The 25,291-nt window shown below is 64.2% G+C and carries 23 protein-coding genes; 13 read left to right on the top strand and 10 right to left on the bottom strand.

From position 1 onward, the window contains the following. Positions 1-13: 13 nt before the first annotated feature. From KIO74_RS15765 to KIO74_RS15755, 3 genes are all read left to right on the top strand, one after another. Entirely contained in the window at positions 14-1,750 is a 1,737-nt protein-coding gene (locus KIO74_RS15765) for a heparinase II/III family protein (RefSeq protein WP_213332772.1), read from the top strand. A gap of 136 nt (positions 1,751-1,886) precedes the next feature. Then, positions 1,887-3,479 carry a bifunctional phosphoribosylaminoimidazolecarboxamide formyltransferase/IMP cyclohydrolase gene (gene purH / locus KIO74_RS15760; protein WP_213332771.1) on the top strand — a complete coding sequence of 531 codons (1,593 nt, stop codon included), beginning with the start codon at positions 1,887-1,889 and terminating at the stop codon, positions 3,477-3,479. Positions 3,480-3,543: 64 nt separating this feature from the next. Beyond that, positions 3,544-4,209 (top strand): carbonic anhydrase, encoded by a 666-nt coding sequence (locus KIO74_RS15755; RefSeq protein WP_213332770.1) that lies wholly within the window; start codon positions 3,544-3,546, stop codon positions 4,207-4,209. 95 nt (positions 4,210-4,304) lie between these two features. Here the strand turns inward: KIO74_RS15755 and KIO74_RS15750 are convergent, their stop codons facing one another. Next, on the bottom strand, positions 4,305-5,339 hold the full coding sequence (locus KIO74_RS15750; protein ID WP_213335479.1) for an aspartate-semialdehyde dehydrogenase: 1,035 nt from the start codon (positions 5,337-5,339) through the stop codon (positions 4,305-4,307). A gap of 491 nt (positions 5,340-5,830) precedes the next feature. Between KIO74_RS15750 and KIO74_RS15745 the strand changes: the two genes are divergently transcribed. The 6 genes from KIO74_RS15745 (at position 5,831) to KIO74_RS15720 (ending at position 12,678) form a co-directional block, all read left to right on the top strand. Continuing rightward, positions 5,831-6,820 (top strand): hypothetical protein, encoded by a 990-nt coding sequence (locus KIO74_RS15745; RefSeq protein ID WP_213332769.1) that lies wholly within the window; start codon positions 5,831-5,833, stop codon positions 6,818-6,820. A 523-nt stretch (positions 6,821-7,343) separates the two neighbouring features. Beyond that, the gene (locus KIO74_RS15740) at positions 7,344-8,963 is read left to right on the top strand and encodes an ABC transporter substrate-binding protein (RefSeq protein ID WP_213332768.1); all 1,620 of its coding nucleotides are present in this window, start codon (positions 7,344-7,346) and stop codon (positions 8,961-8,963) included. Positions 8,964-8,972: 9 nt separating this feature from the next. After that, positions 8,973-10,058, top strand: coding sequence for an ABC transporter permease (locus tag KIO74_RS15735; RefSeq protein WP_213332767.1), 1,086 nt, complete (start codon positions 8,973-8,975; stop codon positions 10,056-10,058). Positions 10,059-10,112: 54 nt separating this feature from the next. Then, the gene (locus tag KIO74_RS15730) at positions 10,113-11,039 is read left to right on the top strand and encodes an ABC transporter permease (protein WP_213332766.1); all 927 of its coding nucleotides are present in this window, start codon (positions 10,113-10,115) and stop codon (positions 11,037-11,039) included. After that, the gene (locus KIO74_RS15725) at positions 11,036-11,935 is read left to right on the top strand and encodes an ABC transporter ATP-binding protein (RefSeq protein ID WP_213332765.1); all 900 of its coding nucleotides are present in this window, start codon (positions 11,036-11,038) and stop codon (positions 11,933-11,935) included. Before KIO74_RS15730 ends, KIO74_RS15725 begins: the two co-directional genes overlap by 4 nt. Further along, positions 11,932-12,678, top strand: a complete 747-nt coding sequence (locus KIO74_RS15720; protein ID WP_213332764.1) for an ABC transporter ATP-binding protein — start codon at positions 11,932-11,934, stop codon at positions 12,676-12,678. The genes KIO74_RS15725 and KIO74_RS15720 overlap by 4 nt, the downstream gene beginning before the upstream one ends. Positions 12,679-12,721: 43 nt before the next feature. Here the strand turns inward: KIO74_RS15720 and holA are convergent, their stop codons facing one another. From holA to leuS, 3 genes are read right to left on the bottom strand one after another with little or no spacing between them, the layout of a single operon-like run. Continuing rightward, a complete protein-coding gene (gene holA / locus KIO74_RS15715) occupies positions 12,722-13,753 on the bottom strand; it encodes a DNA polymerase III subunit delta (RefSeq protein WP_213332763.1) in 1,032 nt (343 codons plus the stop codon). Positions 13,754-13,759: 6 nt separating this feature from the next. Beyond that, a complete protein-coding gene (gene lptE, locus KIO74_RS15710) occupies positions 13,760-14,317 on the bottom strand; it encodes an LPS assembly lipoprotein LptE (protein ID WP_213332762.1) in 558 nt (185 codons plus the stop codon). Next, positions 14,304-16,943, bottom strand: a complete 2,640-nt coding sequence (leuS, locus tag KIO74_RS15705; protein WP_213332761.1) for a leucine--tRNA ligase — start codon at positions 16,941-16,943, stop codon at positions 14,304-14,306. Before leuS ends, lptE begins: the two co-directional genes overlap by 14 nt. A gap of 222 nt (positions 16,944-17,165) precedes the next feature. On the opposite strand from leuS, the gene KIO74_RS15700 reads away from it, so the two are divergent. Then, positions 17,166-17,882 carry a YggS family pyridoxal phosphate-dependent enzyme gene (locus tag KIO74_RS15700; protein ID WP_213332760.1) on the top strand — a complete coding sequence of 239 codons (717 nt, stop codon included), beginning with the start codon at positions 17,166-17,168 and terminating at the stop codon, positions 17,880-17,882. A 27-nt stretch (positions 17,883-17,909) separates the two neighbouring features. Here the strand turns inward: KIO74_RS15700 and KIO74_RS15695 are convergent, their stop codons facing one another. The 4 genes from KIO74_RS15695 to KIO74_RS15680 all read right to left on the bottom strand — a co-directional run bounded on the left by KIO74_RS15695 (position 17,910) and on the right by KIO74_RS15680 (position 20,507). Continuing rightward, positions 17,910-18,404: a hypothetical protein gene (locus tag KIO74_RS15695; protein WP_213332759.1), complete on the bottom strand. Its 495-nt coding sequence runs from the start codon at positions 18,402-18,404 to the stop codon at positions 17,910-17,912. Positions 18,405-18,455: 51 nt separating this feature from the next. Beyond that, entirely contained in the window at positions 18,456-19,058 is a 603-nt protein-coding gene (locus KIO74_RS15690; protein WP_213332758.1) for a hypothetical protein, read from the bottom strand. A gap of 230 nt (positions 19,059-19,288) precedes the next feature. After that, entirely contained in the window at positions 19,289-19,963 is a 675-nt protein-coding gene (locus tag KIO74_RS15685; RefSeq protein WP_291960556.1) for an HAD family hydrolase, read from the bottom strand. A gap of 13 nt (positions 19,964-19,976) precedes the next feature. Continuing rightward, positions 19,977-20,507, bottom strand: coding sequence for a L,D-transpeptidase family protein (locus KIO74_RS15680; protein ID WP_213332757.1), 531 nt, complete (start codon positions 20,505-20,507; stop codon positions 19,977-19,979). A gap of 193 nt (positions 20,508-20,700) precedes the next feature. On the opposite strand from KIO74_RS15680, the gene KIO74_RS15675 reads away from it, so the two are divergent. Together KIO74_RS15675 and KIO74_RS15670 are read left to right on the top strand one after the other, a co-directional pair. Then, positions 20,701-21,387, top strand: a complete 687-nt coding sequence (locus KIO74_RS15675) for a response regulator transcription factor (RefSeq protein WP_213332756.1) — start codon at positions 20,701-20,703, stop codon at positions 21,385-21,387. A gap of 127 nt (positions 21,388-21,514) precedes the next feature. Continuing rightward, complete coding sequence (locus tag KIO74_RS15670; RefSeq protein WP_213332755.1) at positions 21,515-22,039, top strand: cyclic nucleotide-binding domain-containing protein; 525 nt, start codon at positions 21,515-21,517, stop codon at positions 22,037-22,039. On the opposite strand, the gene xth is transcribed toward KIO74_RS15670, so the two are convergent. Beyond that, positions 22,023-22,838: an exodeoxyribonuclease III gene (xth, locus tag KIO74_RS15665; RefSeq protein WP_213332754.1), complete on the bottom strand. Its 816-nt coding sequence runs from the start codon at positions 22,836-22,838 to the stop codon at positions 22,023-22,025. The genes KIO74_RS15670 and xth overlap by 17 nt on opposite strands. A gap of 225 nt (positions 22,839-23,063) precedes the next feature. Between xth and KIO74_RS15660 the strand changes: the two genes are divergently transcribed. Next, positions 23,064-23,954: a porin family protein gene (locus KIO74_RS15660; RefSeq protein ID WP_249731013.1), complete on the top strand. Its 891-nt coding sequence runs from the start codon at positions 23,064-23,066 to the stop codon at positions 23,952-23,954. Positions 23,955-23,983: 29 nt separating this feature from the next. Here KIO74_RS15660 and KIO74_RS15655 read toward each other — a convergent pair whose 3' ends face one another. Further along, on the bottom strand, positions 23,984-24,928 hold the full coding sequence (locus KIO74_RS15655; protein ID WP_213332753.1) for an outer-membrane lipoprotein carrier protein LolA: 945 nt from the start codon (positions 24,926-24,928) through the stop codon (positions 23,984-23,986). Between the last annotated feature and the right edge of the window lie 363 nt (positions 24,929-25,291).

Raw genomic sequence — 25,291 nt, 5'->3', positions numbered from 1 at the left:
GACCAAAGCGGTCGTGCCCCGGGGAACCGACCGATGGCGTCTCTACGGGCTCGCCTTGGGCGAGGGCTGGCGGCGGCTGCGCTACTGCGCCGTCAGCGCCTGGCGCAGCGTTTTTTCCCTGCATCGCTTTGCCCCGGATCGCATTCTCATCGTGCCCCAGGACCTGCGGACCGCCGATCCAACGGTCGCGGGCGACATCTACTCCGGCTACTACGCCCTCGCCGGCCGCGTCGTGAACACGCGCGGATCATCCCCTTTCAACGAAGAGCCGCCGAGCCGCGCCTGGGCCGAAGCTCTTTATGGCTTCGGCTGGCTGCGACATCTCCGGGCCGCCGATTCCGCGCTGTCGCGGGCCAACGCCCGTGCGCTGGTCGATGATTTCTTCAATCACGCCGCATCGCGCAACGGCATCGCAACCAAACCGCGCGTCGCCGCCCGCCGGCTGATCTCGCTGCTCGACCACTCCCCCCTTGTGCTCGACGGCGCGGACCGCGGCTTCTACCGGCGCTTCACGCGCACCCTTGGCCGCACGGCGGTGCAGCTCCAGCTGTCCGTCGCAGGCGGATTGCGCGGAAACGACAGGCTCATCGCGGCCGTCGCGCTGGCCTATGCCGGGCTTTGCCTGAACGGCCCCAGTCGTGTGCTCCGGCAGGCGAACCGCCTGCTGACCGACGAACTGAACCGCCAGGTCCTTCCCGACGGCGGCCACATCAGTCGCAATCCCCGCCTGGTGGTCGAGCTCCTGACTGACTTGCTGCCGCTGAGCCAGACTTATGCCGCGCGCGGCGCCGAACCGCCGCCGGCGCTCATCGGCGCCATCGATCGGATGATGCCGGTGCTGCGCATGTTCCGGCATGGCGAAGGATCACTCGGCCTTTTCAACGGCATGGGCTTGACCAAGCCGGACCTTATCGCGACTCTTCTCGCCTACGACGACGTGCGCGCCAAGGCGATGGAACACGCGCCCCATTCCGGATACGAACGCCTCGAGGCCGGAGAGGCGATCGTGCTGATGGATGTCGGGACACCGCCGCCCGCTGAATTCTCGCGTGAGGCCCATGCCGGCTGCCTCTCCTTCGAGATGTCGGTCGGCGCGTTCCGTCTCGTTGTGAATTGCGGCGCGCCGCGTCCCGGCACCGGACAGTCGACGTTCGCCGCGCGCTCCACGGCCGCTCACTCCACGGTCACTATGGGCGACGTGTCGTCCTGCCATTTTGCGGGCGCCACCAACGGCAGCAGCATTGGCTGGTGGCTTGGCCGCTTCATCGGTACGCCCGTGCTTTCAGGCCCCCGCCAGGTCCCCGCGACGCGGGAGATCCTGCCTGACGGAATCAGCATCAAGGCCTCGCACGACGGCTATCTCAATCGCTTCGGGGTGATCCACGAGCGCCGGCTCGATCTGGGCGCCCATGGCGACAGGCTCGAAGGCGAGGACAGCTTCATTTCTGAAGGGCCCGCGCGGCCTGGCGAGACCGATACGGCGCTGCGCTTTCACCTGCATCCTTCCGTGCGCGCATCCCGGATCGCCGACGGACCGGGGATTTTTCTCGTCTTGCCCAATCAGGACTGCTGGAGCTTCGAGGCGGACGCGGGCGAGCTCAGCCTCGAAGAGAGCGTGTTTTTCGCCGCCTCCGACGGTGTCAGGCGCACGACACAAATCGTCGTGGCCATTGACGCGGGTCTGACGCGAACCGTACGCTGGCGCTTCCTGCACCTCGGCCACCGGCCGCATACGGAAAGCGCGAGCTGATCCAGGGAACGTGTCGACGGGACACCTGCGCACTGGCCCGCGTCGATCCTGCAGCTTTTGCCGAAGGTCGCTTTCGTGCTAATCGCGACGCATCCACCCTGGACGTGGATCGAAACGACATTCTCGACGGAAGCCGATGCTTGAACATCCAAAGCCCCTGACACGTGCCCTTCTCTCGGTTTCGGACAAGACCGGCCTCGTCGATTTTGCCCGCAGCCTCGTTGAACGCGGCGTCTCGCTGATTTCGACCGGCGGCACATTCAAGGCCATCGCCGAAGCGGGCCTGCCAGTCACGGAAGTGTCCGATGTCACGGGCTTCCCCGAGATGATGGACGGTCGTGTTAAGACCCTTCACCCCGCCGTCCACGGCGGTCTCCTGGCAGTCCGCGAAAATCCCTCTCACCAGGCCGCGCTGCTGGCGCATGGCATCGCGACCATCGATCTGCTCGTCGTCAACCTCTACCCCTTCGAGGCGACGCTCGCGCGCGGCGGCTCCTTCGACGATTGCGTCGAGAACATCGACATCGGTGGCCCCGCCATGATCCGCGCCGCCGCCAAGAACCACACGGATGTCGCGGTGGTGGTCGAACCGTCCGACTATGACGCGGTCCTGAAGGAACTCGCCACCCACGACGGTTCCACCACCCTGCCGTTGCGCCGCCATCTCGCCCAGAAGGCCTATGCCCGGACTGCGAGCTATGACGCCGCCATCTCCAACTGGCTGGCCCGTGAGATCGGCGAGGAGGCGCCGGCTTTCCGCGCCCTGGGCGGCTCGCTGATCCAGCCCATGCGCTACGGAGAAAACCCGCATCAGGCGGGGGCCTTCTATCGTACGGCCGAAGCGAGGCCCGGCGTGGCGACCGCCCGCCAGCTGCAAGGCAAGCAGCTCTCCTACAACAACATCAACGACACCGACGCAGCCTTCGAATGCGTCGCGGAATTCGACCCCGCGCGCACGTCTGCCGTCGTGATCGTGAAACATGCCAATCCCTGCGGCGTGGCGGAGGGATCCTCCCTGCTCGATGCCTACGAGAAGGCACTGGCCTGTGACCCGGTCTCCGCCTTCGGCGGTATCGTCGCCCTCAACCAGACCCTCGACGCCGACGCGGCTCGCAAAATCGTCGAGATCTTCACTGAGGTGATCATCGCCCCCGACGCGAGTGAGGAGGCGATCGCGCTTGTCGCCGCGAAGAAGAACCTGCGACTTCTCCTGACTGGCGGCCTGCCGGATCCGCGCGCGCCCGGCCTCGGTTTCAAAACGGTGGCTGGTGGCTTCCTCGTTCAGGCGCGCGACAACGCCGTCATCGACGACATGCAGCTCGAGGTGGTGACGCAACGCGCGCCGACGGAAGCCGAACGCGCCGATCTCACCTTCGCATTCCGTGTCGCGAAGCACGTGAAGTCGAATGCCATCGTCTATGCCAAGGGCGGCGCGACCGTCGGCGTGGGGGCGGGCCAGATGAGCCGCGTCGATTCCTCGCGCATCGCGGCCTGGAAGGCGGCCGAGGCGGCCCGGACCGCCGGCCTGCCGCGCTCCCTGGCCGAAGGGTCCGTGGTCGCGTCCGACGCCTTCTTCCCCTTTGCCGACGGGCTTTTGGCTGCCGCCGAGGCAGGCGCCACCGCCGTGATCCAGCCCGGCGGCTCGATGCGCGACGACGAGGTCATCAAGGCGGCCGACGGGGCCGGGCTCGCGATGGTCTTCACCCGCCATCGCCATTTCCGTCACTGACCCCGGCTGTTCCGGTGCCGGCCGTAGGCCGGCATGGCGGTTTGCGTAAAAAAAGGAGACCACAATGTTTCCGGAGAAACTCACGGCAGGCTATCGGGCTTTTCTCGATAGCCGTTTTCCCAGCGAGCGCAGCCGCTACAAGCAGCTGGCGGAAAAGGGACAGAAGCCGGAGGTCATGGTCATCGGCTGCTGTGATTCGCGTGTCTCACCGGAGGTGATCTTCGACGCCAGCCCCGGCGAGCTCTTCGTCGCCCGCAATGTCGCCAATCTGGTGCCTCCTTACGAGACCGGCGGCGACTTCCACGGTACCAGCGCCGCGCTCGAATTCGCGGTGCAGGCGCTCCGGGTCAAGCATATCGTCGTGCTGGGCCATGCGAGCTGCGGTGGTATCCGTGCCTTCGCCGATGACGCCGAGCCTTTGTCTCCCGGCAACTTCATCGGCAACTGGATGGCGCTGATAGCGCCCGCCGCAGAGAAGCTCGGCACCCCCGCCGGCGACCGCGGTTCCTATCTGACAAAGCTCGAACATGCCGCGATCGAGATGAGCCTCGCCAATCTCATGACCTTCCCGTGCATCGAGATCCTGGTGAATCAGGGCCGCCTCCAGCTGCACGGCGCCTATTTCGGCGTGGCGAGCGGGCAGCTTCTCGTGCGCGACCCGGCCACCGGCGTCTTCGAAGCCGTCGTCCCGGACCACCCCGGCAAGACCTCCCTGTTCGACTGCCGATGAACTCCGGCTGAGCTCCGATTGCGGCGAGCTTCATCAAAACAAAAAAGCGCGGCCATGGAGCCGCGCTTTTTCGATGACAACCCTGTGGCGCGATATTAGGCCGCCTTGGCCTTCGGCGTGATGAGCTTGCGGTTGACCAGCGCCTCGGCGATCTGCACCGCGTTGAGCGCCGCGCCCTTGCGGAGGTTGTCCGAGACGACCCACATCGCGAGGCCGTTCTCCACCGTGCCATCCTCGCGAATGCGCGAGATATAGGTCGCGTCCTCACCGGCCGCCTCATGCGGGGTGATGTAGCCGCCGTCCTCATGCTTGTCGATGACGACGCAGCCCGGCGCCGAACGCAGGATTTCGCGGGCCTCGTCAGCCGTGATCGGCTTCTCGAACTCGATATTGACCGCTTCCGAATGAGAGATGAATACCGGCACGCGCACGGCTGTGGCCGTCAGCTTGATCTTCGGGTCGAGGATCTTCTTGGTCTCGGCGACCATCTTCCACTCTTCCTTCGTGTACCCGTCCTCCATGAACACGTCGATGTGAGGGATCAGGTTGAAGGCGATGCGCTTGGTGAACTTGGTGGTCTTGAGCTCGCCGGCGGTGAAGATGGAACGGGTCTGGTTGAACAGTTCGTCCATGCCGTCCTTGCCGGCGCCGGAGACCGACTGATAGGTCGCCACCACGACACGCTTGATGACAGCATGATCGTGCAGGGGCTTCAGGGCCACCACGAGCTGCGCCGTCGAGCAATTGGGATTGGCGATGATGTTCTTCTTCGTGAAGCCGGCGACTGCCTCGGCATTCACCTCGGGCACCACCAGCGGCACGTCCGGATCCATGCGCCAGGTCGAGGAATTGTCGATGACGACAGCGCCCTGGGCACCGATCCGGGGCGACCATTCCTTCGACACGGCACCGCCGGCCGACATCAGGCAGATATCGATATCGGAGAAATCGTAGGTCTCAAGATCCTTTACCTTCAGCGTCTTGTCGCCGAAGGAGACCTCCTGACCGATGCTGCGACGGGACGCGAGAGCGACAACCTCGTCCGCGGGAAAGGCCCGATCGGCGAGGATCTCCATCATCTCACGGCCCACATTGCCCGTGGCGCCGACCACGGCGACCTTGAACCCCATCATCATCTCCTGTTGCGCTTCTCTCCCCGTCACCTATGGCGCCTTGCGGCACCGTCCTCTCGCCCCGCGGGAGAGAGAACGGGGAACGAGCGGAGGCTCAGCCGGTCGCTTTCGCGACCGTCGTGACGGTTTTCCGTTTCGTCGTGGTGTGAAGCGCCACCATGGCTGTTCCGTCGCAATCCGGCTCAAGTCTGACGGTGAGCAACATCAGACAGAGGCTCCTGTCAAGAGGGCAGATGCGAAACGGCACGGGGGAGCGCATGAAATCACGAGTGGATTGCACAACTTGCCACTGGCGCCCGAACCCGACCGGGCGCTCAATCCGTATCGGAATATCCGCAATCTTTTGTTCACCCTCCGCGACAAAAAGCGGGCACCAATAACGGGTGAACAACGTTGAGGGTCCAAAGTCGTGGCGTCGATGTGGCATGAGTGGACGGTGACGCCCGGCTATCGCGTCCGGACCAACAGCAACGGATTTCGATCACGCTATGAATTCTCGTTACGGCGATACGAATTGGGACGAGGATTCGGAATTTACCCGACTGGCCGACGCTATCTCCGGCAAACGCGCCGCGCCCAAGGGCGTGCCTCTCAAGACCGTACGCCGCCAGGGCCCCGTCCCGCACCCAGGCAGGCCGGACCACCCGGGCATCCCGCATCACCGCGTGCATCTCAGGGCGATCCCCGAAGGACAACGCCGCCGGCAGGCCACGACAAGCAAACGCGTCAACGTTGGGCTGATCGCGCTTGGACTTCTGGCCGCCGCCACGGGAGCACTTCTGACGCACAAGCTGCTCGAGCAGCCCGTCATTCCCGAAGTCGGGGAAGAGCGCAGCGATCCTCTCGACTACACCATTAAGCCGACGCCGGCGGTTGATGCGCTCGGTCAGGCGCTTCCCATATGGGTGCGGCTCGCGAAACCGGCAGTGACCGTCGTCAATCCGGCACCGGCCCTCAAGACCTCCGATGTCGCTTACGAGACCTGGCAGCACGGGCTCGGTGGACAGCGGGACACGACGGTCTTCGGGCACTTCGCCGACGGCCTCTACGTCTTCCTGTCCTTTTATCGGCAGGGCGAGGAGGCACAGGCCGCTCCAACGTTCTTCGTCGATGCCGCCCGCCAGGCGGCCGAAGCCGGCATCGGCGTGATCCGCACGGATGTTCCCGCCGCTCGCGCGACGAAGTTCGGCCCTACGGAAATGGCCAATGGCGTCCTGACCAACGGAACGCTGCGCCGCGACTGCCTCGTGTTCCGCAACCGCGGCCAGGGCGGCGGCTTGACCCTATCCGGCTGGGCCTGCGGGGCCGCCGATCGGCCCATCGATGCCGATACCCTGGCCTGCATGATCGACGGCACGGGCTTCACGTCCAGCGACACTGCGCTCAACCAGCATCTGGCGGCATCGGAAGCCAAGCGGCGCCCGGCCTGCATCAATCAGCCAGCCACGCCCGCGAAGCCGCCTCAACGCCGCTCTTGATCCCGCCAGGGAAGGCGCGGCGTGCGGTCGCGCGGTGCAGAAGCGTGGGATCGGGCGGCCGCTGATTTGGAAGCCGCCCAGAACCGTCTATCGGTCGACGCCATCCTGAAATCGCACCCTCGCCGGCATGGCCGATGGCGGTGCTTCCGCCGTGCCCCGCGTACCGTTTGACAACGATACGCCAACGGTTACGATCGCATCAGAACAGTTGCGTGGGCAGCAAATCATGCAACGGATATACTAAGGGAACGCGCGTTAGTCTTTAGTATTACGAAACTTAGATCAACGTCTCGCCCAACCGTTGATGGGGTGCCGTGTTTGCGTATATTTTGACAAGACGCCCAAGGACTTTTGCCAAGACAAAGTGATATCGTGAGATATCTTTGTCATCTTGCCGGAAGGCGCCACGTATTCGCGCGCGACGCAAGTACGGATTGTCCATGATCGTCTTTGACAATCGACGCAGACGGCATTGATATTCAATGCGGCGAGGCGGCTATCGTCAAAGCGAGGGGAAAAAATCATGATCATGATGCGCAAGAACTGGAAGAGCGCCGCGATGGCCGGTGCCATGGCGGGCCTGATGGCGGGACTGCTGGCCAGCGTGTCACCGGTCGCGGCCGCCACGCCCAAGGATACGCTTGTACTGGCCTGGGCGATCGACGACATCATCACGCTCGACCCGGCCGAGGCCTTTGAGATCAGCGCCGGTGAGATCATGGGCAATACCTACGATCGCCTTGTGCGCTTCGATGTCAACGATCCGTCCAAGCTTTATGGCGACATCGCCGATTCCTGGACAGTCTCAGACGACGGCAAGCTCTATACCTTCAAGCTGAAGCCGAACCTTAAATTCGCGTCCGGCAACCCGCTGACGGCCGATGACGTCGTCTATTCGCTGCAGCGGGCCGTCAAGCTCGACAAGACGCCGGCCTTCATCCTGACTCAGCTCGGCTGGTCGAAGGACAACGTCGATGGCAAGGTCAAGAAGGTCGACGACCTCACGGTGACGCTCGAGACCGACAAGCCCTACGCGCCGAGCTTCGTCCTGAACTGCCTCACCGCCAATGTCGCGGCGATCGTCGACAAGAAGCTCGTCGAGGCGAATGCCAAGGACGGCGACATGGGCTACGCTTGGCTGAAGACCCACTATGCTGGGTCCGGCCCGCTCAAGATCCGCGACTGGCGGGCGAACGAAATCCTCGCGATGGAGCGCAACGACAACTACTACGGTGAGAAATCCAAGCTGCCGCGCGTGATCTACCGCCATGTCAAGGAAAGCGCCACGCAGCGCCTGCTCCTCGAGAAGGGCGACATCGACGTCGCGCGCAATCTGGAGCCGGGCGATCTCGACGCGGTCGCTAAAAACGCCGATGTGGCCGTCACCAACACGCCGAAGGGCACGATCTACTATTTCAGCCTCAATCAGAAGAACCCGACGCTGGCCAAGCCCGAGGTTCGCGAGGCCATGAAATACCTGGTCGACTATGACGCGATCGGCCAGACCTTCATCAAGGGCATCGGCGAGATCCACCAGACCTTCCTGCCGAAGGGCCTGCTCGGCGCCTCCGACGAGAAGCCCTACAAGCTCGATGTCGCCAAGGCCAAGGAACTTCTGGCGAAAGCGGGCCTGAAGGACGGCTTCACCATCACCATGGACGTGCGCAACACGCAACCGGTGACGGGCATCGCCGAAGCGGTGCAGCGCAGCTTCGCGCAGGCCGGCATCAAGATGGACATCATCCCCGGCGATGGCAAGCAGACGCTGACCAAGTACCGCGCGCGCAACCATGACCTCTATATCGGCCAGTGGGGCGCGGACTATTGGGACCCCCATACCAACGCCGATACCTTCGCCCGCAACCCGGACAATTCCGACAACGCCTCATCGAAGACCCTGGCCTGGCGCAATGATTGGGATATCCCGGAATTGACGAAGAAGGCCGACGCGGCCGTGCTGGAACGCGACACCGAGAAGCGCGCGCAGCTCTATAAGGACATGCAGAAGGATGTCCTCGCGGCGAGCCCCTACGTCATCATCTTCCAGATGATCGAGACGGCGGGCGTTCGCAAGGACGTCAAGGATTTCAAGCTCGGCCCGACCTCGGACACGACCTATACCTACAAGGCCTCGAAGAGCTGACGGCCCATCATGGCCGTCGTTGAGACGCCCCGGCCGGGTGGCATCAAGCCCACCCGGCCCCGCGCGAAATCCCGTTCGTGGGCGGCCGCCTCCAGCATCGGCCGCTTCCTCGTCATCGTCGTCCTGACCTATCTTGGCCTCCTGGCCGTCACGTTCTTCATCGGTCGTGTCATTCCCGTCGATCCCGTGCTCGCCATCGTCGGTGATCGCGCGCCGACACATGTCGTGGAACGCACGCGGGAGGAGCTCGGCCTCAACAAGCCGCTCATCGAGCAGTTTGTCATTTACGTCCGCAACGTGCTGGCGGGAGATCTCGGCACGTCGGTGTTGACATCGAACCGCGTGATCGATGACATCCGCCGCGTCTTCCCCGCGACGCTCGAGCTCGCGACCCTCGGCACGATCATCGGCGCCGTGTTCGGCATTCCGCTCGGCGTGCTCGCAGCTGTGAAGCGCGGCAGCCTTGCCGACCAGATCGTGCGCGTCATCGGGCTCGTCGGTTATTCCGTGCCGATCTTCTGGCTCGGGCTGATGGCGCTGCTCGTCTTTTACGCCCGCCTCGGCTGGACTGAGGGGCCGGGCCGCTTCGACATCATCTACGAATACACGATCACCCCGGTGACCGGCATTCTGCTCCTCGACACCGCCATGGCGGGAGAATGGGATGCCTTCCGCAATGTCGCGGGCCATCTCATCCTGCCCTCGGCGCTGCTCGGCTATTTCTCGCTGGCCTATATCAGCCGCATGACGCGCTCTTTCATGCTGAACGAGCTCGGCCAGGAATATATCGTCGCGGCCCGGGCCAAGGGCATCTCGGAGACGCGTGTGATCTGGCGCCATGCCCTGCGCAACGCCGCCGTCCCGCTCGTGACGGTGATCGTGCTGTCCTATGCCGGCCTGCTCGAAGGCTCGGTCCTGACCGAATCCGTCTTTGCCTGGCCGGGATTGGGGCTCTACATCACCAATTCCCTGCAGAACGCCGACATGAACGCCGTGCTCGGCGGCACCATCGTGGTCGGCTCGGTTTTCATCGGGCTCAATCTCCTCTCGGACCTGCTCTACCGTTTCCTCGATCCCCGAACGAAACGGAGATGACGAAGCGGCGATGAAAGCGGACGAGCAGCGACATCTCATCAGGGCGGACGTGCGATGACCGATATGGCTCAGCCCCAGCACTGGCGGGCATGGCTCATGAGCGATCGGCCGGCCTCGCGCAGCCAGGCGCGCCTCGGCCGCGCCTATGCCGGCTGGCGGCGTTTCACGGCGAACAAGCTCGCCATGGTCGGCTTCGCGATCGTGCTCGGTCTCGTTCTGGTCGCTATCTTCGCCGACTTCATAGCGCCCTATTCCCCCGTCGAGGGCGGGGACCTGCGCACGGAAAGGCTTTTGCCGCCGAGCGCCGCCCATCTCTTCGGGACCGACGACCAGGCGCGCGACATCTTCTCACGCGTGGTCTTCGGCTCACGCATTACACTGTTCGTCGTGGTACTGGTCGCCATCATCGCGGCGCCCATCGGCCTCATCGTCGGGACGGTGGCGGGCTATGCCGGCGGCTATGTCGATGCCATCCTGATGCGCATCACCGACATCTTTCTCGCCTTTCCGAAGCTTATCCTGGCGCTGGCCTTCGTGGCCGCGCTGGGCCCGGGCATCGAGAATGCCGTCATCGCCATCGCCATCACCTCATGGCCACCCTATGCGCGCATCGCGCGGGCCGAGACATTGACCATCCGCTCCAGCGAGTTCATCGCGGCGGTCGAGCTGATGGGCGCGTCCTCCTGGCGTGTCGTCCTGCGCCATATCATGCCGCTGTGTGTGTCCTCGCTGATCATCCGGGTCACCCTCGACATGGCAGGCATCATCCTCACCGCGGCGGGCCTCGGCTTCCTGGGTCTCGGCGCCCAGCCGCCGCTGCCGGAATGGGGCGCGATGATCGCCTCCGGCCGGCGTTTCGTGCTTGACCAGTGGTGGGTGGCCGCCGCGCCGGGCGCCGCCATCTTCATCGTCAGCCTCGGCTTCAACCTGCTCGGCGATGGTTTGCGCGACGCGCTCGATCCCAAGGCGTCGGACCAATGAGCGGCGGCTTCAAGAGCGAAAGCCACGCAGGCGATCCGCGTGTCGGCAAAACTCTCCCGGAGAGTAAGCCGCTTCTCGAGGTCGAGGACCTCCGGGTCAGTTTTCCGAGCCGTAACGGCCCCGTGGAAGCGGTGCGCGGGGTCTCCTTCACGCTGGGGCGTGAGCGGTTGGGTATCGTTGGCGAATCCGGCTCGGGCAAGTCCCAGACGGGCCGCGCCATCATGGGGTTGACGCCGCCGCATGCGGAGATCACCGCCAGACGCCTCGCCTTCGCTGGAACGGATCTGATGGAGCTGTCCGCCCGCGAGCGGCGTGCCTTTCGCGGCGAGCGCATCGCCATGATCCTCCAGGATCCAAAATATTCGCTGAACCCGGTCATGACCATCGGCCAGCAGATCACGGAGACCCTGCGCGCCCATAGCGACGTGACACGCGCTGTCGCCCGCGAGCGCGCGCTGGAGATGCTGGCCGCCGTGCAGATCCGTGATCCCGAGCGCATTTTCGGTCTCTACCCGCACGAGGTGTCCGGCGGCATGGGCCAGCGCGCCATGATCGCCATGATGCTGATCGCCGACCCGGAACTCCTGATCGCCGACGAGCCGACATCGGCGCTCGATGTCACCGTGCAGCTGCAGGTTCTCGGCATTCTCGACCGGCTGGTCAGCGAGCGCGGCATGGGACTGATCTTCATCTCCCACGACCTCCGGCTCGTCTCCTCCTTCTGCGACCGCGTGCTCGTGATGTATCGCGGGCGGATCGTCGAGGAGATCGCCGCCAATCGGCTCAACGAGGCAACGCATCCCTACACGCGCGGCCTGATCAATTGCCTGCCGCAGATCGGCGATGACCGCCACCCCCTGCCGGTGCTGGACAGGCGGCCGGAGTGGGCGGAATGACCGACGCCCTTACCATCAGCAACCTCACCGTCTATTTCGAGGATTTCGCGGCCGTCGACGACGTTTCCTTCACCGTCGCGGCCGGCTCATCCTTTGGTCTTGTCGGTGAGTCGGGCTCCGGCAAATCCACGGTCCTGCGGGCCATCGTGGGGCTCGCACCCGTCAGCGGCGGCGCCGTTCTGCTCGACGGCAGGCCCGTGGCGAGCCCGCGCGGCAAGGCGTTCTACCGCCATGTCCAGATGGTGTTCCAGGATCCCTATGGCTCGCTGCATCCCCGCCAGACCATAGACAGGGCCCTTGCCGAGCCGCTCGCGATCCACGGAATCGGCGACGGCGAGCGTCGGATCGCCCGCGCACTGGACGAAGTGGGGCTGGGAAAAGGTTTCCGCTTCCGCTATCCGCACCAGCTGTCCGGCGGTCAGCGCCAGCGCGTTGCCATCGCGCGGGCGTTGCTGCTGGAGCCTGAGGTTCTCCTGCTCGACGAACCGACTTCGGCGCTCGACGCCTCGGTGCAGGCAGAGGTCCTCAACCTGCTGGAGCAGCTCAGGCGCGAACGCCGGCTGACCTATGTGCTCGTCAGCCACGACCTCGCTGTCGTCACCCATATGTGTGAGCGGCTTCTCGTGATGCAGAAGGGGCAGGCGGTGGAGGAACTCTCCGCGCAGGATCTCGCAACCCGCCAGATCAGCACGCCCTACACCCGTGATCTGATGGTGGCGAGCACCGGCTTCAGGCGGGAATAATCGGGTTGCGGTTCTCGGTACGTAAGTGAAACGGGCCTGACGCTCACCGCCGCGCCGCGCGGCGGGCAGCCAGCGCCACGGACCACAGGCATTTCAACGCCAGCTCGCTGGCGAGGCCAGATTGTCGCCGCGTGGCGGCGACGCCCGCGCCGAGATCGACCACCGCGCTGCGCAGCATCGGGGTCGTCCAGACCCGCAGCTGCCGCTCGACGGCGCTCTCTCGCTTGAAATAGAGACCGCGCATCGTCTTCACGGCCGCTGCCGTCGGAGCCCCGCGATCGACACCAACGCGCGCCTGCGCCAGCATGAGGGCATGTCGTAGCGCATAGCCCAGCAACGTCCCGGCATCGACCCCCTCGCCCATGAGCCGCGTGAAGGCCCGGTCCAGCTCGGCCAGATTGCCGGTAAAGGCCGCATCGATGGCCGCATCCATGGCGAGCGCGGACACATCGCCGATCACCGCCTCGATGTCCTCGACGGTGATGGAGCCTTTTCCATGGGCATAGAGAACGAGCTTGTCGATCTCGCCCCGTGTCGCGCCGCGATCCGCCCCCAGGAGGCCGAGCAGATGCTCCTTGGCCTCGGCATCGATCGTGAGGCCCGCGCCCTTCACGCTCGTATCGATGAGCGCGGCGAGACTGCGGGCGTCGTCCGCATAACAAGCGATGGCGAGCGCGGCCGGTGATTTCTCGCAGAGGACACGGAGCGGCGAGGATTTCTGGAGTTCGCCCGCCTCGATGACGATGACGGCGTCCTCCGGTGGCGTGGCCAGCACCGTCGTGACGGCCGGAGCCAGATTGCGGCTGCCTGCCCTGACGCGAATGGCGCGCTTGCCGCCGAAGAGCCCGATGGTATTGGCCTCATCGGCCAGCCGCAGCGGGTCGCCGGCGATGTCGTCGCCGTCCATCTTGACGAGCTGGAAGGGATCACCGGGATCGCTGACGCTGCGTTCCGCGAGCGCCCGCGCCCTCTCCGAAACAAGCCCGCCGTCGGGGCCATATAAAAGCACGACGGCGGCGCGGAGATCCTGCCGCCGCAGCACAGTCTCCGCATCGCTGGCCTTGACCGCGACCATCGGCGATCAGAGGCCCGCGACCTGCCGATTGGCCATCCGCGCCGCGAGCTGGGTCTTGATCTGCTCGGCCAGTTGCTTCGCGACCAGGATCTCCGCGTCGCGGGCCGCGCGCAGCGACGCGAAGCGTTGCGGGCTACGGTCGTAGGACGCGGACGCGACGGCCTTGCCGGTAAAGATGGGATCACCGCCGGTGTACGGCCGGAGCGTGTAGTTCGCGGTACCGATCAGCGTCGCGGATTGCGCGTTACCGGTGGACGAATCGACGATCGCCGTCTGCACGCGCTCGGACACTGTCATCTCAAGCCGGTAGCGCTTGTCACCGGCCGGGGCGCCTCCGTTCAGCGCGAAAACGGTCTCGTTGCGCAGGTAATGGGCCATGCGCTCCTGGCCGACGGCCGCGCCCATCGGAGCGACCTCGATCGCAGCCAGATCCGAGCGCACGGATGTGCCGGCGGACGTCGTCCCGTAAAGCGGACGGAAGCATCCGCCCAGCGACAGGGCGACGGCCAGTGTGAGCACAACGGGTAGAAGCGGTGCTCGACGCTTCACGTCAGGCGACGACATTCACGATCCTTTGCGGAACCACGATGATCTTCTTGATCGGCCGCCCCTCAACGGCCCGCTGCACAGCTTCCAACGCCAGGACCGCCGCCTCGACGGTGGCGGAATCCGCGTCGCGCGCGACGGTCACATCGCCGCGGCGCTTGCCGTTGACCTGGACCGGCAGCGTGATCTCGTCCTCGACGAGGAGCGAGCTGTCGGCCACGGGCCACGGGGTCTCGGCCACGAGGTTGGTATAGCCGAGAACCGACCAGCATTCTTCGGCGAGATGCGGCATCATTGGGGCGGCAAGCTGCACGAGGATAGTCGCCGCCTCGTAGAGCGCGAAACGCATGTCGGCCGAGATATCCTCGATACCGCCCGCCTCGCCCACCTGGCGCGCGCCGACGGCCGCCGCCTGAAGGGCGTTGGTGAGTTCGTAAAGCTGGGCGACCGCGCGGTTGAAGCGCAGGCGCTCGATATCCTCGCCTGCCGTCGCCAAGGCGCGGTGCGCGGCCTTGCGCAGCGCGAGCGAGGCCGCATCAAGCTCGGTGGCGGCCTGCTCGTCCTTCACGATGCCCGTGATGGTAGCCACCTCGTTCACGAGGCGCCAGACGCGCTGGACAAAGCGATGGGAGCTCTGCACCCCGTCCTCTGTCCAGATGACGTCGCGCTCCGGCGGCGAATCCGACAGCATGAAGAAGCGCGCGGTGTCTGCGCCGAAGGTGCCGATGATATCGTCAGGGTCGACCGTGTTCTTCTTCGACTTCGACATCTTCTCGATGGAGCCGATCTCGACATCGGCACCGTTCGACAACTCGATGGCGCGGCGCTCCCCCCCTTCGGTGGTGATGCGGATTTCGGACGGCTGCAGCCAGCGCCCGTCCGCGCCACGATAGGTCTCATGCACGACCATGCCCTGGGTGAACAGCCCCGCAAAGGGCTCATCCAGCCCGGAATGGCCGGTGGCACTCATCGCCCGCATGAAGAAACGGGAGTAGAGCAGATGCAGGATCGCATGCTCCACGCCACCGATGTACTGGTCCACCGGCAGCCAGCGATCGACCACCGCGCGGTCCGTGGGTTCCGTCTCCAGGAAAGGATCGGTGAAGCGCGCGTAATACCAGGACGAATCCACGAAGGTGTCCATGGTGTCAGTCTCGCGCACCGCCGGCTTGCCGCAGGTGGGGCAGGCCACGTGCTTCCATGTGGGATGACGGTCGAGCGGGTTGCCCGGCACGTCGAAGGAAACGTCCTCAGGCAGGGTCACGGGAAGGCTTTCCGCCGGCACCGGGACGACACCGCAGCTCTCGCAGTGAATGATCGGGATCGGGCAGCCCCAATATCGCTGGCGTGACACCCCCCAGTCGCGCAGGCGATAGTTCACCTTGCGCTCGGCCACCGGCCGCCCGTCGTAGTCGCGGCTTTCCAGGCGCTTGGCAACCTCCTCCTTGGCCTCGGGAATGCCGAAGCCATCCAGAAAGGCGGAGTTGAAGAGGCGGCCGTCACCGTCATAAGCCGTGTCGGTGACGGCGAAATCGTCAGAAGCGCCTTCCGGCCGCACGACCGCCTTCACCGGCAGGCCATAAGCCCGGGCGAACTCGAGGTCGCGCTGGTCATGCGCCGGGCAACCGAAGATGGCGCCCGTGCCGTAGTCCATCAGCACGAAATTGGCGACATAGACCGGCAGCGTCCAGTTGGGATCAAAGGGATGCACGGCCTTGATGCCGGTATCGAAACCGCGCTTCTCGGCCTTGTCGATGATTTCCTGCGCCGTGCCGGTGCGCTTGCATTCCTCGATGAAAGCCGCGAGTTCGGCATTGTCTTCGGCCGCCTTGCGGGCGATGGGGTGGTCGGCCGCGATCGCCACGAAGCTCGCACCGAACAACGTGTCCGGCCGCGTCGTATAGACCTCGACCTCGCTGGCATCGCCGTCCTGGAGCGCGAAACGGACCAGCAGGCCTTCCGACCGGCCGATCCAGTTCTTCTGCATGATGCGGACCTTCTCAGGCCAGCGCGTCAGCCCGTCGAGCGCGTTTTCCAGATCCTGCGCGTAACGTGTGATGGTGAAGAACCATTGCGTCAGCTCGCGTTGCTCCACCAACGCGCCCGAGCGCCACCCCCGGCCATCGATCACCTGCTCGTTGGCGAGCACCGTGTGGTCAACCGGATCCCAGTTGACGCGCGCGGTCTTGCGTGAGACCAGCCCCGCCTTCAGGAAATCGATGAACATGCGCTGCTGGTGGCGATAATAGGCAGGATCGCAGGTCGCGATCTCGCGGCTCCAGTCCAGCGACAGGCCCATGGACTTCAACTGATCGCGCATGGTCGCGATATTGGCGTAGGTCCACTCGCGAGGATGCACCCTGTTCGCCATCGCCGCGTTCTCGGCCGGCATGCCGAAGGCGTCCCAGCCCATGGGGTGCAGCACGTTGAAGCCTTTGGCGCGCTTGTAGCGCGCAACCACGTCGCCCATGGTATAGTTGCGCACGTGGCCCATGTGGATGCGTCCCGAAGGATAGGGGAACATCTCGAGCACGTAGTACTTCGGGCGCGGATCCGCATTGTCGGTGCGGAAAAGCTGACGCTCGTCCCACACCTTGCGCCATTTCGGCTCGGCTTCCTTCGGGTTGTAACGCTCCACGCTCATTGCTGTCGTCGGTCCGGTCGTTCGCTCCCGAGGGAGCGCAAAGTGAAGGGAATCGGCGCAGAACCGTGCCGCATGCGTCAAAAACGGCGCAGCGGCATTGCCTCACCGAGGTCGATCGGACTAGGACACGAATGAAGGAGGCGGTCAACAACAGGCCGCCTTTTAACGCCCTCTGTGGCCGGATGGACAACGACGGGCCCAGTGAAGGATTTGGTGAGCATCATGGCTAGCGCAGCGTCCACCGATACGAGCTCCGGGCACGCGGCAGCGACGCGGCTGGCAGCGGTTCGCGATGCGATTGCCCGCACCGCGCGCGAGGAAGGGCGCGATCCCTCGCAGGTCACGCTGGTCGCCGTCTCCAAGACATTCCCGGCGGAAGATATCCTGCCCGTGCTGGAGGCCGGCCAGCGTGTCTTCGGGGAAAACCGCGTCCAGGAAGCCAAGGCCAAATGGCCGGGGCTCCGGGAGCGCTTTCCCGGGGTGGAACTCCATCTCATCGGCCCCCTGCAGAGCAACAAGGCCCGGGAGGCAGTGGCGCTGTTCGACGTCATCCATACGGTCGACCGCGAATCACTGGCTGCGGCGCTCGCCAAGGAGATCCCGCGCGAGGAGGCAGCCACCGGCCGCCGGCCCAAACTCCTGGTGGAGGTCAATACCGGGCTGGAGCCGCAGAAAGCTGGCATCGCGCCCGCCGATCTCGGCGCCTTCCTCACCCGTCTGCGCGACCATCACGCTCTCACGATCGAGGGGCTGATGTGCATTCCCCCGGCCGAGGAACCGCCCTCCGCGCATTTCGCCCTGCTCGCAACGCTGGCGCGCCGCTATGGCCTGCCGCTGTTGTCGATGGGCATGAGCGGCGATTTCGAGCAGGCGGTGATGCTCGGCGCGACCCATGTGCGCGTCGGCAGCGCCATCTTCGGGCATCGCCCGCCTCTCTAGCGGCGGTCGGGACCGGAATCACGCCGGTTACAGGAGATCCCGCAGGGCGCCACGGGTTTCGGGCAACCAGGCCTCTTCGTGAAAGAGGCAAGTCACCCTTCGGCCTCCGACCGTGAGATGATGCCGCAACAGCAACTTTCCAACAGGTGAGAAGCCAGGCGGAAAGGCTATCGCAAGCGGCATCGGCGCTCCCAGCTCTTCCATGAAGTCCGTGAATTCCGATGCTGATACGGCCCTGTCATCCGCGGGCGGCATCCCCTCAAGCCGTGTGTCCTCGAACAGGTGGCGCGCCAGGATATCCCGGCCACATGCCGTTTGCTGGCAAAGGACACAGATGGTGGCGTTCCGGCCAAGCCTCGCGAAACACCCTGGTTCGACAACTGTCAGTCCAAGCGCATCAAACGCGAAGGTGGCGAAGCGCCGACCCGGCGGCGTGGTCAGATACACTTGGCTCCGCGGCAAGCGCGCTAGTATTTGGGCATCATGGGCGTTGCCGACATAGAGGAGCGCGGAGCGGCTCATTGACACGTTTCCTGTTCGCGGGGGGCCGAAGCATCGAACAGCACCGCCGCCTCATGTGATTGATTGTTCCGCCATGCTGATACGGTAGGTTCTCATCTCATCGATCGACGACGCGCCGACATAGCTTGGAAACCAGGGACTGGAAGCGGATACCAGCGTGACCGGCACGTCGTTGATCGCGAGGACCATGTTGATTTCGAACATCGCATTGTCAGAGAGGCCTGGAGCCAAATTGACCATGACTTTAGGAGGAATCCCGAGCGACAGAATGAAGTGCCCGATCTCCGCAGCCTTGAGCAACCGGTCGGGCCCGTGATCATGCGGCGGGAGCCAGATGGACGGGAAAAAACGCGAGCGGGCGCGCATGGCCGCTTTTCGAATGGCGCTAAAGCCGGGTGGGCTTCCCGGAAACAAATATGTTCGCCCCACCACATGGGAACCGCTCGACGCAGCAATAAAGCCGATATGGACTGTGCTGTATTCCGATATTGCCGAAAGACAATTTTCGAACACCGGGGCGAGCCCTGATCCGCGATTACAGAATGTCGCGAAACGATGATTTGGCGATGATTTCTTGTAAAATCGACATTGTTTTATGACGGATGCTTTTATATTTCCGATCTCATTACCTAAAAAAACAAAAGAGTCCTGCATATTTCACGCTCCTGCATGAAATATATTTCCATAAAGCTTGCCATCCTATCATCGCAGATTGCGCCTGATATCCCGCACCATGCGCCATCCGGGGAAGCCCGGAGAGTTTCCCGCGAATTCCGGTTCGCCTGAAATGCCCTATCTCTTTGGATTCACGCAGCTTCGCAGCCGAGGCCGCACAGATCGCAAGCATCAACCGGGGCGAATCGGGCTGTTGAAACAGTTCGACGCTAACGGATGCCAAGCCGGTCGTGGATAAGGCTTCCCAAACGGGGATCCGTGAAATCCGCCACAGCAAGTGAGGCCCCCGCGTCCATGAGGGCGGCTTCGCTGAGCGAGGTCGTCAGGCCGACGGTCAGGATGCCGGCCGCCGTGGCAGCCTTGATGCCGGAACGGGAATCCTCGAAGGCAAGCGCGCGGCGCGCATCGCCGTTCAGCAGCTTAAGCCCGGTGAGATAGGGCAAGGGATCGGGCTTCTGGGCGGGGAGTTCGTCGGCGATGACCACCGCCTCGAAACGCGCGTCGAGCTTCAGCCCCTTCAGGAGCAGCATGGCGTTGTCGCGGGGCGCGTTGGTGACCACGGCGCAGCCGATGCCATGGGTGCGCGCGAAGGCCAGCAGGTCGTCCAGCCCGGGCGTCGGTGAGAGGTCCTCGACCTTGCCGCGGAACAGGGCCTCCTTGGCCGCCGCCAGCCGCTCGTGCTCGGTGACCGGGAGATCGGGAAACAAGCCGACCATGATGTCGGCATTGGCGCGCCCTATGATATCGCGCTCGAACACGTCCCACTCCATACCGCGATCAAAATCGCCCAGCAGATCCTGGAAGGCGCGCCAATGAAGATGGTCCGTATTCACGAGTGTGCCGTCGAGATCGAACAGGAGCGTGGCGGGGGCAATGGATGTCACGGGGCAGGACCAGTCAATGGATGGAGAGGACGGTATGGGGCCCGATCACGGCTAAAAGCCGGCGGATGGCCTTCGCGTCGACGGCCACGCAGCCTTCTGTCGGCTTGAAACCGGAACGCGCGACATGCAGGAAGATGGCGCTGCCGCGACCGGCAATGCGCGGCCCGCGATTCCAAGCGATATCCACGACGGCATTATACAGATCATCGTCGCGCCACAAGGTCTCGGTACTCGCGGGATAGGGGAGGACGACCGGGCAATTGTACCGGCGATCCCCTGGCGCGTCGCACCACCCGTCACTCCGGCGCGTCACGCGTGTGGGAAGGCCCGAGCGCGGGCGGGCGCCATGATCGGCCCGGTAAGTCAGACCCAGAAGGCCAAAGCGCCCGCGCGGCGTCCTGCCATCGCCTTCACGTTTGACGACGGCGATTCCGGAGCGCCCCAGAGCGCAAGGCAGACGCAACGCACCCGCGACGACGACCCCGCGGGCGCGATCGAGAGGGGAGGCATAGACGTGAACAACGGGAATTGTTGTGCGCTTCATGCCTCGAAGACCCTTTGCGAGCAGCCCAAGGTTGCTTGAGGCCTTGTTTGGCGCCGGGGGCATACATAGTCTAGGAATTCCACGGTGCTTCCGGTGTTAAGGAGCCTTTTCACTGTCTATCGCGATTGTTCCCAAATCCAAGACAAATTCCCGCCTCGATCCTTCCGTCGCTCCATTCTAAGGAATCCCCCACATGCCCAGTGCTCGCCACCTCCTCATTGTGGACGACGAGCAGGACCTTCGCGAAACTCTCGCGGAGCAGCTCGCGCTTGTTGAGGAATTCACCGTCGCAACTGCGGCGAACGCCACGGAAGCAATCGCGTCCGTCGCCGCTGGCCGGATCGATCTCGTGATCATGGATGTCGGCCTGCCCGACAAGGATGGACGTGATGCGGTCAAGATCATGCGGGAAGGCGGGTTCCGCGCACCCATCATCATGCTCACCGCGCTCGGCGGCGATTCGGATACGGTCCAGGGTCTGGAAGCCGGCGCCAACGACTATGTGGTGAAGCCCTTCAAATTCGCGGTGCTGCTCGCACGGATCCGCGCCCAGCTGCGCCAGCACGAGGCGAGCGAGGACGCCGTTTTCTCGATCGGCCCGTATACGTTCCGGCCAAGCGCCAAGCTTCTCGTCAATGCCCGCGGTTCGAAGCTGAAGCTGACCGAGAAGGAAACCGCCATTCTGCGCTTCCTCTATAGGGCAGATCAGAAGGTCGTCGGCCGCGATACCCTCCTCGCGGAAGTCTGGGGCTACAACGCTGGCGTAACGACGCACACGCTGGAAACACATATTTATCGGTTGCGGCAGAAGATTGAAGAGGATCCTTCCGAAGCCCGCATTCTTGTCACCGAAGCCGGCGGGTACAAACTGATCCCGTAGCCTGTCCATCCGGACCAGGCCATCGCGCGCGGCAACGGGTGAAACGTTTCGGCGTGACACGTTTCGGTATGACCCGGTATGGCCGTGTCATCGCAGTTTTGGGACCAGTTTTGCAGGCGGCGCGGGTATGGGACTGAACGACGACCTCGAAACCTTGAGTCGGGTGCCGCTCCTCTCGTTGATAGAACCTGAGGCCCTGCGCCTTCTCGCCTTTGCCGCCGAAACGCGCATCCTGCGGGCGGGCGACATACTGTTCCGACGCGGCGAGAACGCTGACGGCGGTTATATCGTTGTGTCGGGCGCGATAGCGCTTGATGCAAGGGATGACGGCTCGCCCGCGAATTACATCGCAAGGCCCGGCACGCTCCTTGGAGAATCCGCGCTCTTCGCGGAATGCAGCCGCCCGGCCACGGCCATCGCGCGGGAGCCGTCCAGCGTCATGAAGATGCAGCGCGGGCTTGTGCATCGCGTACTGGGCGAGTTTCCCCATTCAGCCCGCGCCCTGCACGATGCCATCGCGGCGCGACTGATAGCGTTCTCCCAGGAGCTCGGGGAGATACGCGACACGATCGATGCGACCAGCGCCGAGCCGGCGATCCAAGCTTCACGTGATCAAGGTTCAGAAGATCAAGCCGCTAGAGATCAAGCGTAATCGACACCGGCACGTGGTCTGACGGCCGCTCCCAGCCGCGCGTTTCACGCGCGATGGCACTGCCCGTCACGCTTGGGACAAGCTCCGGTGCGACCCAGACGTGATCGAGACGACGGCCCTTGTCGGCCGCCGCCCAATCCGGCGAACGGTAGCTCCACCACGTGAACACCTTTTCCGGCACGGGGCGCAGCTGGCGTATGGCATCGACGAAACCCGACGTCTGTCGAAACTCCTCCAGCCGCGTCGTCTCGATCGGCGTATGACTGACGACGTTGAGCAGCGCCTTGTGGTTCCACACATCGGCTTCGTAAGGCGCGATATTGAGATCGCCGAGCAGAATGCTGGGCGCGGCGGTTGGCCGGGCGCGGTCCTGCCACTGCATCAGCTCGTCGAGGAAGGCAAGCTTATGAGCAAAGCGCGGATTGAGCTCCGGATCGGGGATATCGCCGCCAGCGGGCACATAGAAGTTATGGATGGTCACACCCGAAGCGGCTTTGGCGCCCGTGCCCAGCGTCACCGCGATATGGCGCGAATCGTTCTTGTCACAGAAGCCCATGATATTGGTCGACGCGAAAGGCAGCCGGGAGAGCACCGCGACCCCGTGGTAGCCCTTCTGACCGTTGAGCGCCATGTAATGATAGCCAAGCGCCTTGAAGGCCGCCGATGGGAAACGGTCATCCGGACATTTCGTCTCTTGCAGGCACAGCACATCCGGGCGCGTTTCCGTCAGGAAGCGGACGACATGGTCCAGCCGCATACGGACGGAATTGACGTTCCAGGAAGTGACGACGAGTTTCATGCCTTGGCTTTCGACGTGCTGGCAGGGGAGAGCCATGTGCCCATGATGCGGGCGACCTCGAGCTTTGCTTTCGCAGAAAATGATGCGTCCCGCAAACGGACGAGCCGCCGCAGCCGCATCTCAAACCAACCGATGGCCGACCATGGGCCTTATTGAACCCGGTTGCCTTTTTGCCTATTGCACAAGGTGAACAAGGGCCGAGCTTAAGGCATATGCGGAGCAACCATGATCAACCCTCGCTGGCTCGCCACGCTCAGCTCATCCACGATGAAGGGCCTGCGGGGGTGCATCCTCGCGGCGGTTTTTCTCATCTCTGCAAACGCGGCGTATGCGGCGGACCCAGCCTCGATCCCTGAGAGCGGCACGGCTCCGACGGCAATACCGAAGACCCGCGCCGCAAATCAATCACTGGATCGGTCTTGGCGCGTCATCGTCAGCCCCTATGTCTGGGGCGCGTCCCTCACAGGAAAATCCTATCTTTACGGGCGCCATGCCCACGTCGATATCCCGTTCTCAGAGACCTTGAAGAACCTCGATTTCAGCTTCATGGGCAATGTCGAGGTTACGAACGGGGCCTTTGGCGTCTATGTGGACGGCCAGTACACGAAAACCAGCCAGCACGAGAATGTTTACAACAACCGGCTCGGATTGAGCGTCACATCCAGCCTCATCGCCGCCGGGGCCTACTATCGCGTTTATGAGCATCGGCTCGGCGGGACGAATGCCATCGACCGCCCCCGGGTGTTCGCGATCGAACCGACGGCCGGCCTGCGCTGGACCCGGCTCAAGGCGGGCCTGAACCTCGGACCATACGAAGTATCGCGCAAAGTGGAATGGGTCGATCCATTCGTAGGTTTGCGTCTTTACGTGGATCTCGACGAGCGATGGAACATAGCCGCCGAGGGCGATGTCGGGGGATTCAGCGTCGGGTCCGACCTGAGCCTCAACGGCCAGATCTACCTGGGATATCGGACGGAACTGCTCGGCGTTCCCGCTAATCTCCGTGTCGGCTACCGCGCCCTCTATCAGGACTACAAAACGAATAACTCGCCGGAACGGTTCGCATGGGACGTGACTCAGCACGGCCCGGTGGTCGGTGTTTCGCTGCGCTTCTAAATCAAGCCCGTCCGCTACGAAGCCTCGTCCTACTCCGTCTGCGCGCGGCTCGCGAGGCGCAGATCGGACAGCGCGACGGAGGTCTCGTAGCCCTGTGGATCGACGACGGTCCACTGCCGCAGGGCATTGTTGCGGGCATCGAAGCGCAAGGTGATGCGCGAGGTGCCGCCGATCGTGGCGCTATCCTCGAAACTGACGGTCACGACGCCGTCATTGCCGATGTCCACCGCGCGAACCTTGGTATCCCGCGTCAGGTCGAAACGATCTTTCAAAAGAAATTTCAGCGGCGTCTGCCCGATCGGATAGACATCGTTGGTCTTGAGCTTGGAATCGCGGATCGCGACAGAACGGCCATCCGCGACGATCTCGAGCGTCGACGGCGGATTGTAGGCGAAGCGCAAACGCCCCGGCCGCTGGATATAGAGCGTGCCTTCGGCCCGGCGGCCGTCGCCGCCATACTGGACGAACCGCCCCGTCAGCGTGTCGATACTGTTCACATAAGAATTCACGCGTTCAATGGCGGCCGCCTGGCTCGTCGGCACCACGTTGTTCGCGGCCCGCGGCGCGGTGGCTGCCGGAGCGATGGATGCCACGGGCGCGGCGGCTGGGGCTGCGGCCGGCGCCGGGGCGGCCGTGGTGACAGGCTGGACGGATTGACCCTCATTGCCGCCCAGCGCAGCCGGCCGGCGCGGGGGCAACGGCGGTCCGCCCGCAGCGGACTGGGTGGGGGCGGTGGGGGATATGGCTGGGGGGGATGCGGCTTGCGGCGGGGCCGTACTGCCGCCGGTCGGTGCCGGGAGCGGGGCGGCCCGTGCCGGAGCCGGGGCCTGCGCGGGTTCTTCAGCCGGCGTCTTTCTGAACATGCCGTCGAGAAAGCGCGTGAGGGGATCATTCTGCGCTTGCGCAACGGGCACGCCGCCACTGGCCGCGAAAGCGACCACAAGCGCCAATGTTGCACAACCAAAACGCTTCATCTCACCATCCGCGCTAACGGCGGAGCATCACATGCTCCGGCCATACTCCGACCTACCCATGGAGACCCTGACGAAGCGGCCTCCCTCCGTAGATCGTAAACCATACGCCAAATTCCAACAGTCTTCACGTAAAGCTGAGACGTTTCACATAAACCCACGTTATGGCGAAAGCGGGACCGGAAAGCTCCGCTGAAACAGGTGGTCCGTTCCCGAAATGGCTTCCCCTATCCGCCTTGCCTGTCACGCGCCGAAAATCCTGACGGCCAAGCCCCTCTCAATGAGGCGCCCTGCCTAACATGCCCATGAGGCCATGTGGCCTGTCGCGTGTGGACAGTTGCCGCAGTGAAGTCACCGGAAACTCTG

This window comes from Chelatococcus sp. HY11 (genome assembly GCF_018398335.1).
In the GTDB taxonomy this organism is placed as follows: Bacteria; Pseudomonadota; Alphaproteobacteria; order Rhizobiales; family Beijerinckiaceae; genus Chelatococcus.
Note: the sequence above shows the minus strand (reverse complement) of the source record. Positions and strands in the feature narration are given on the sequence as shown.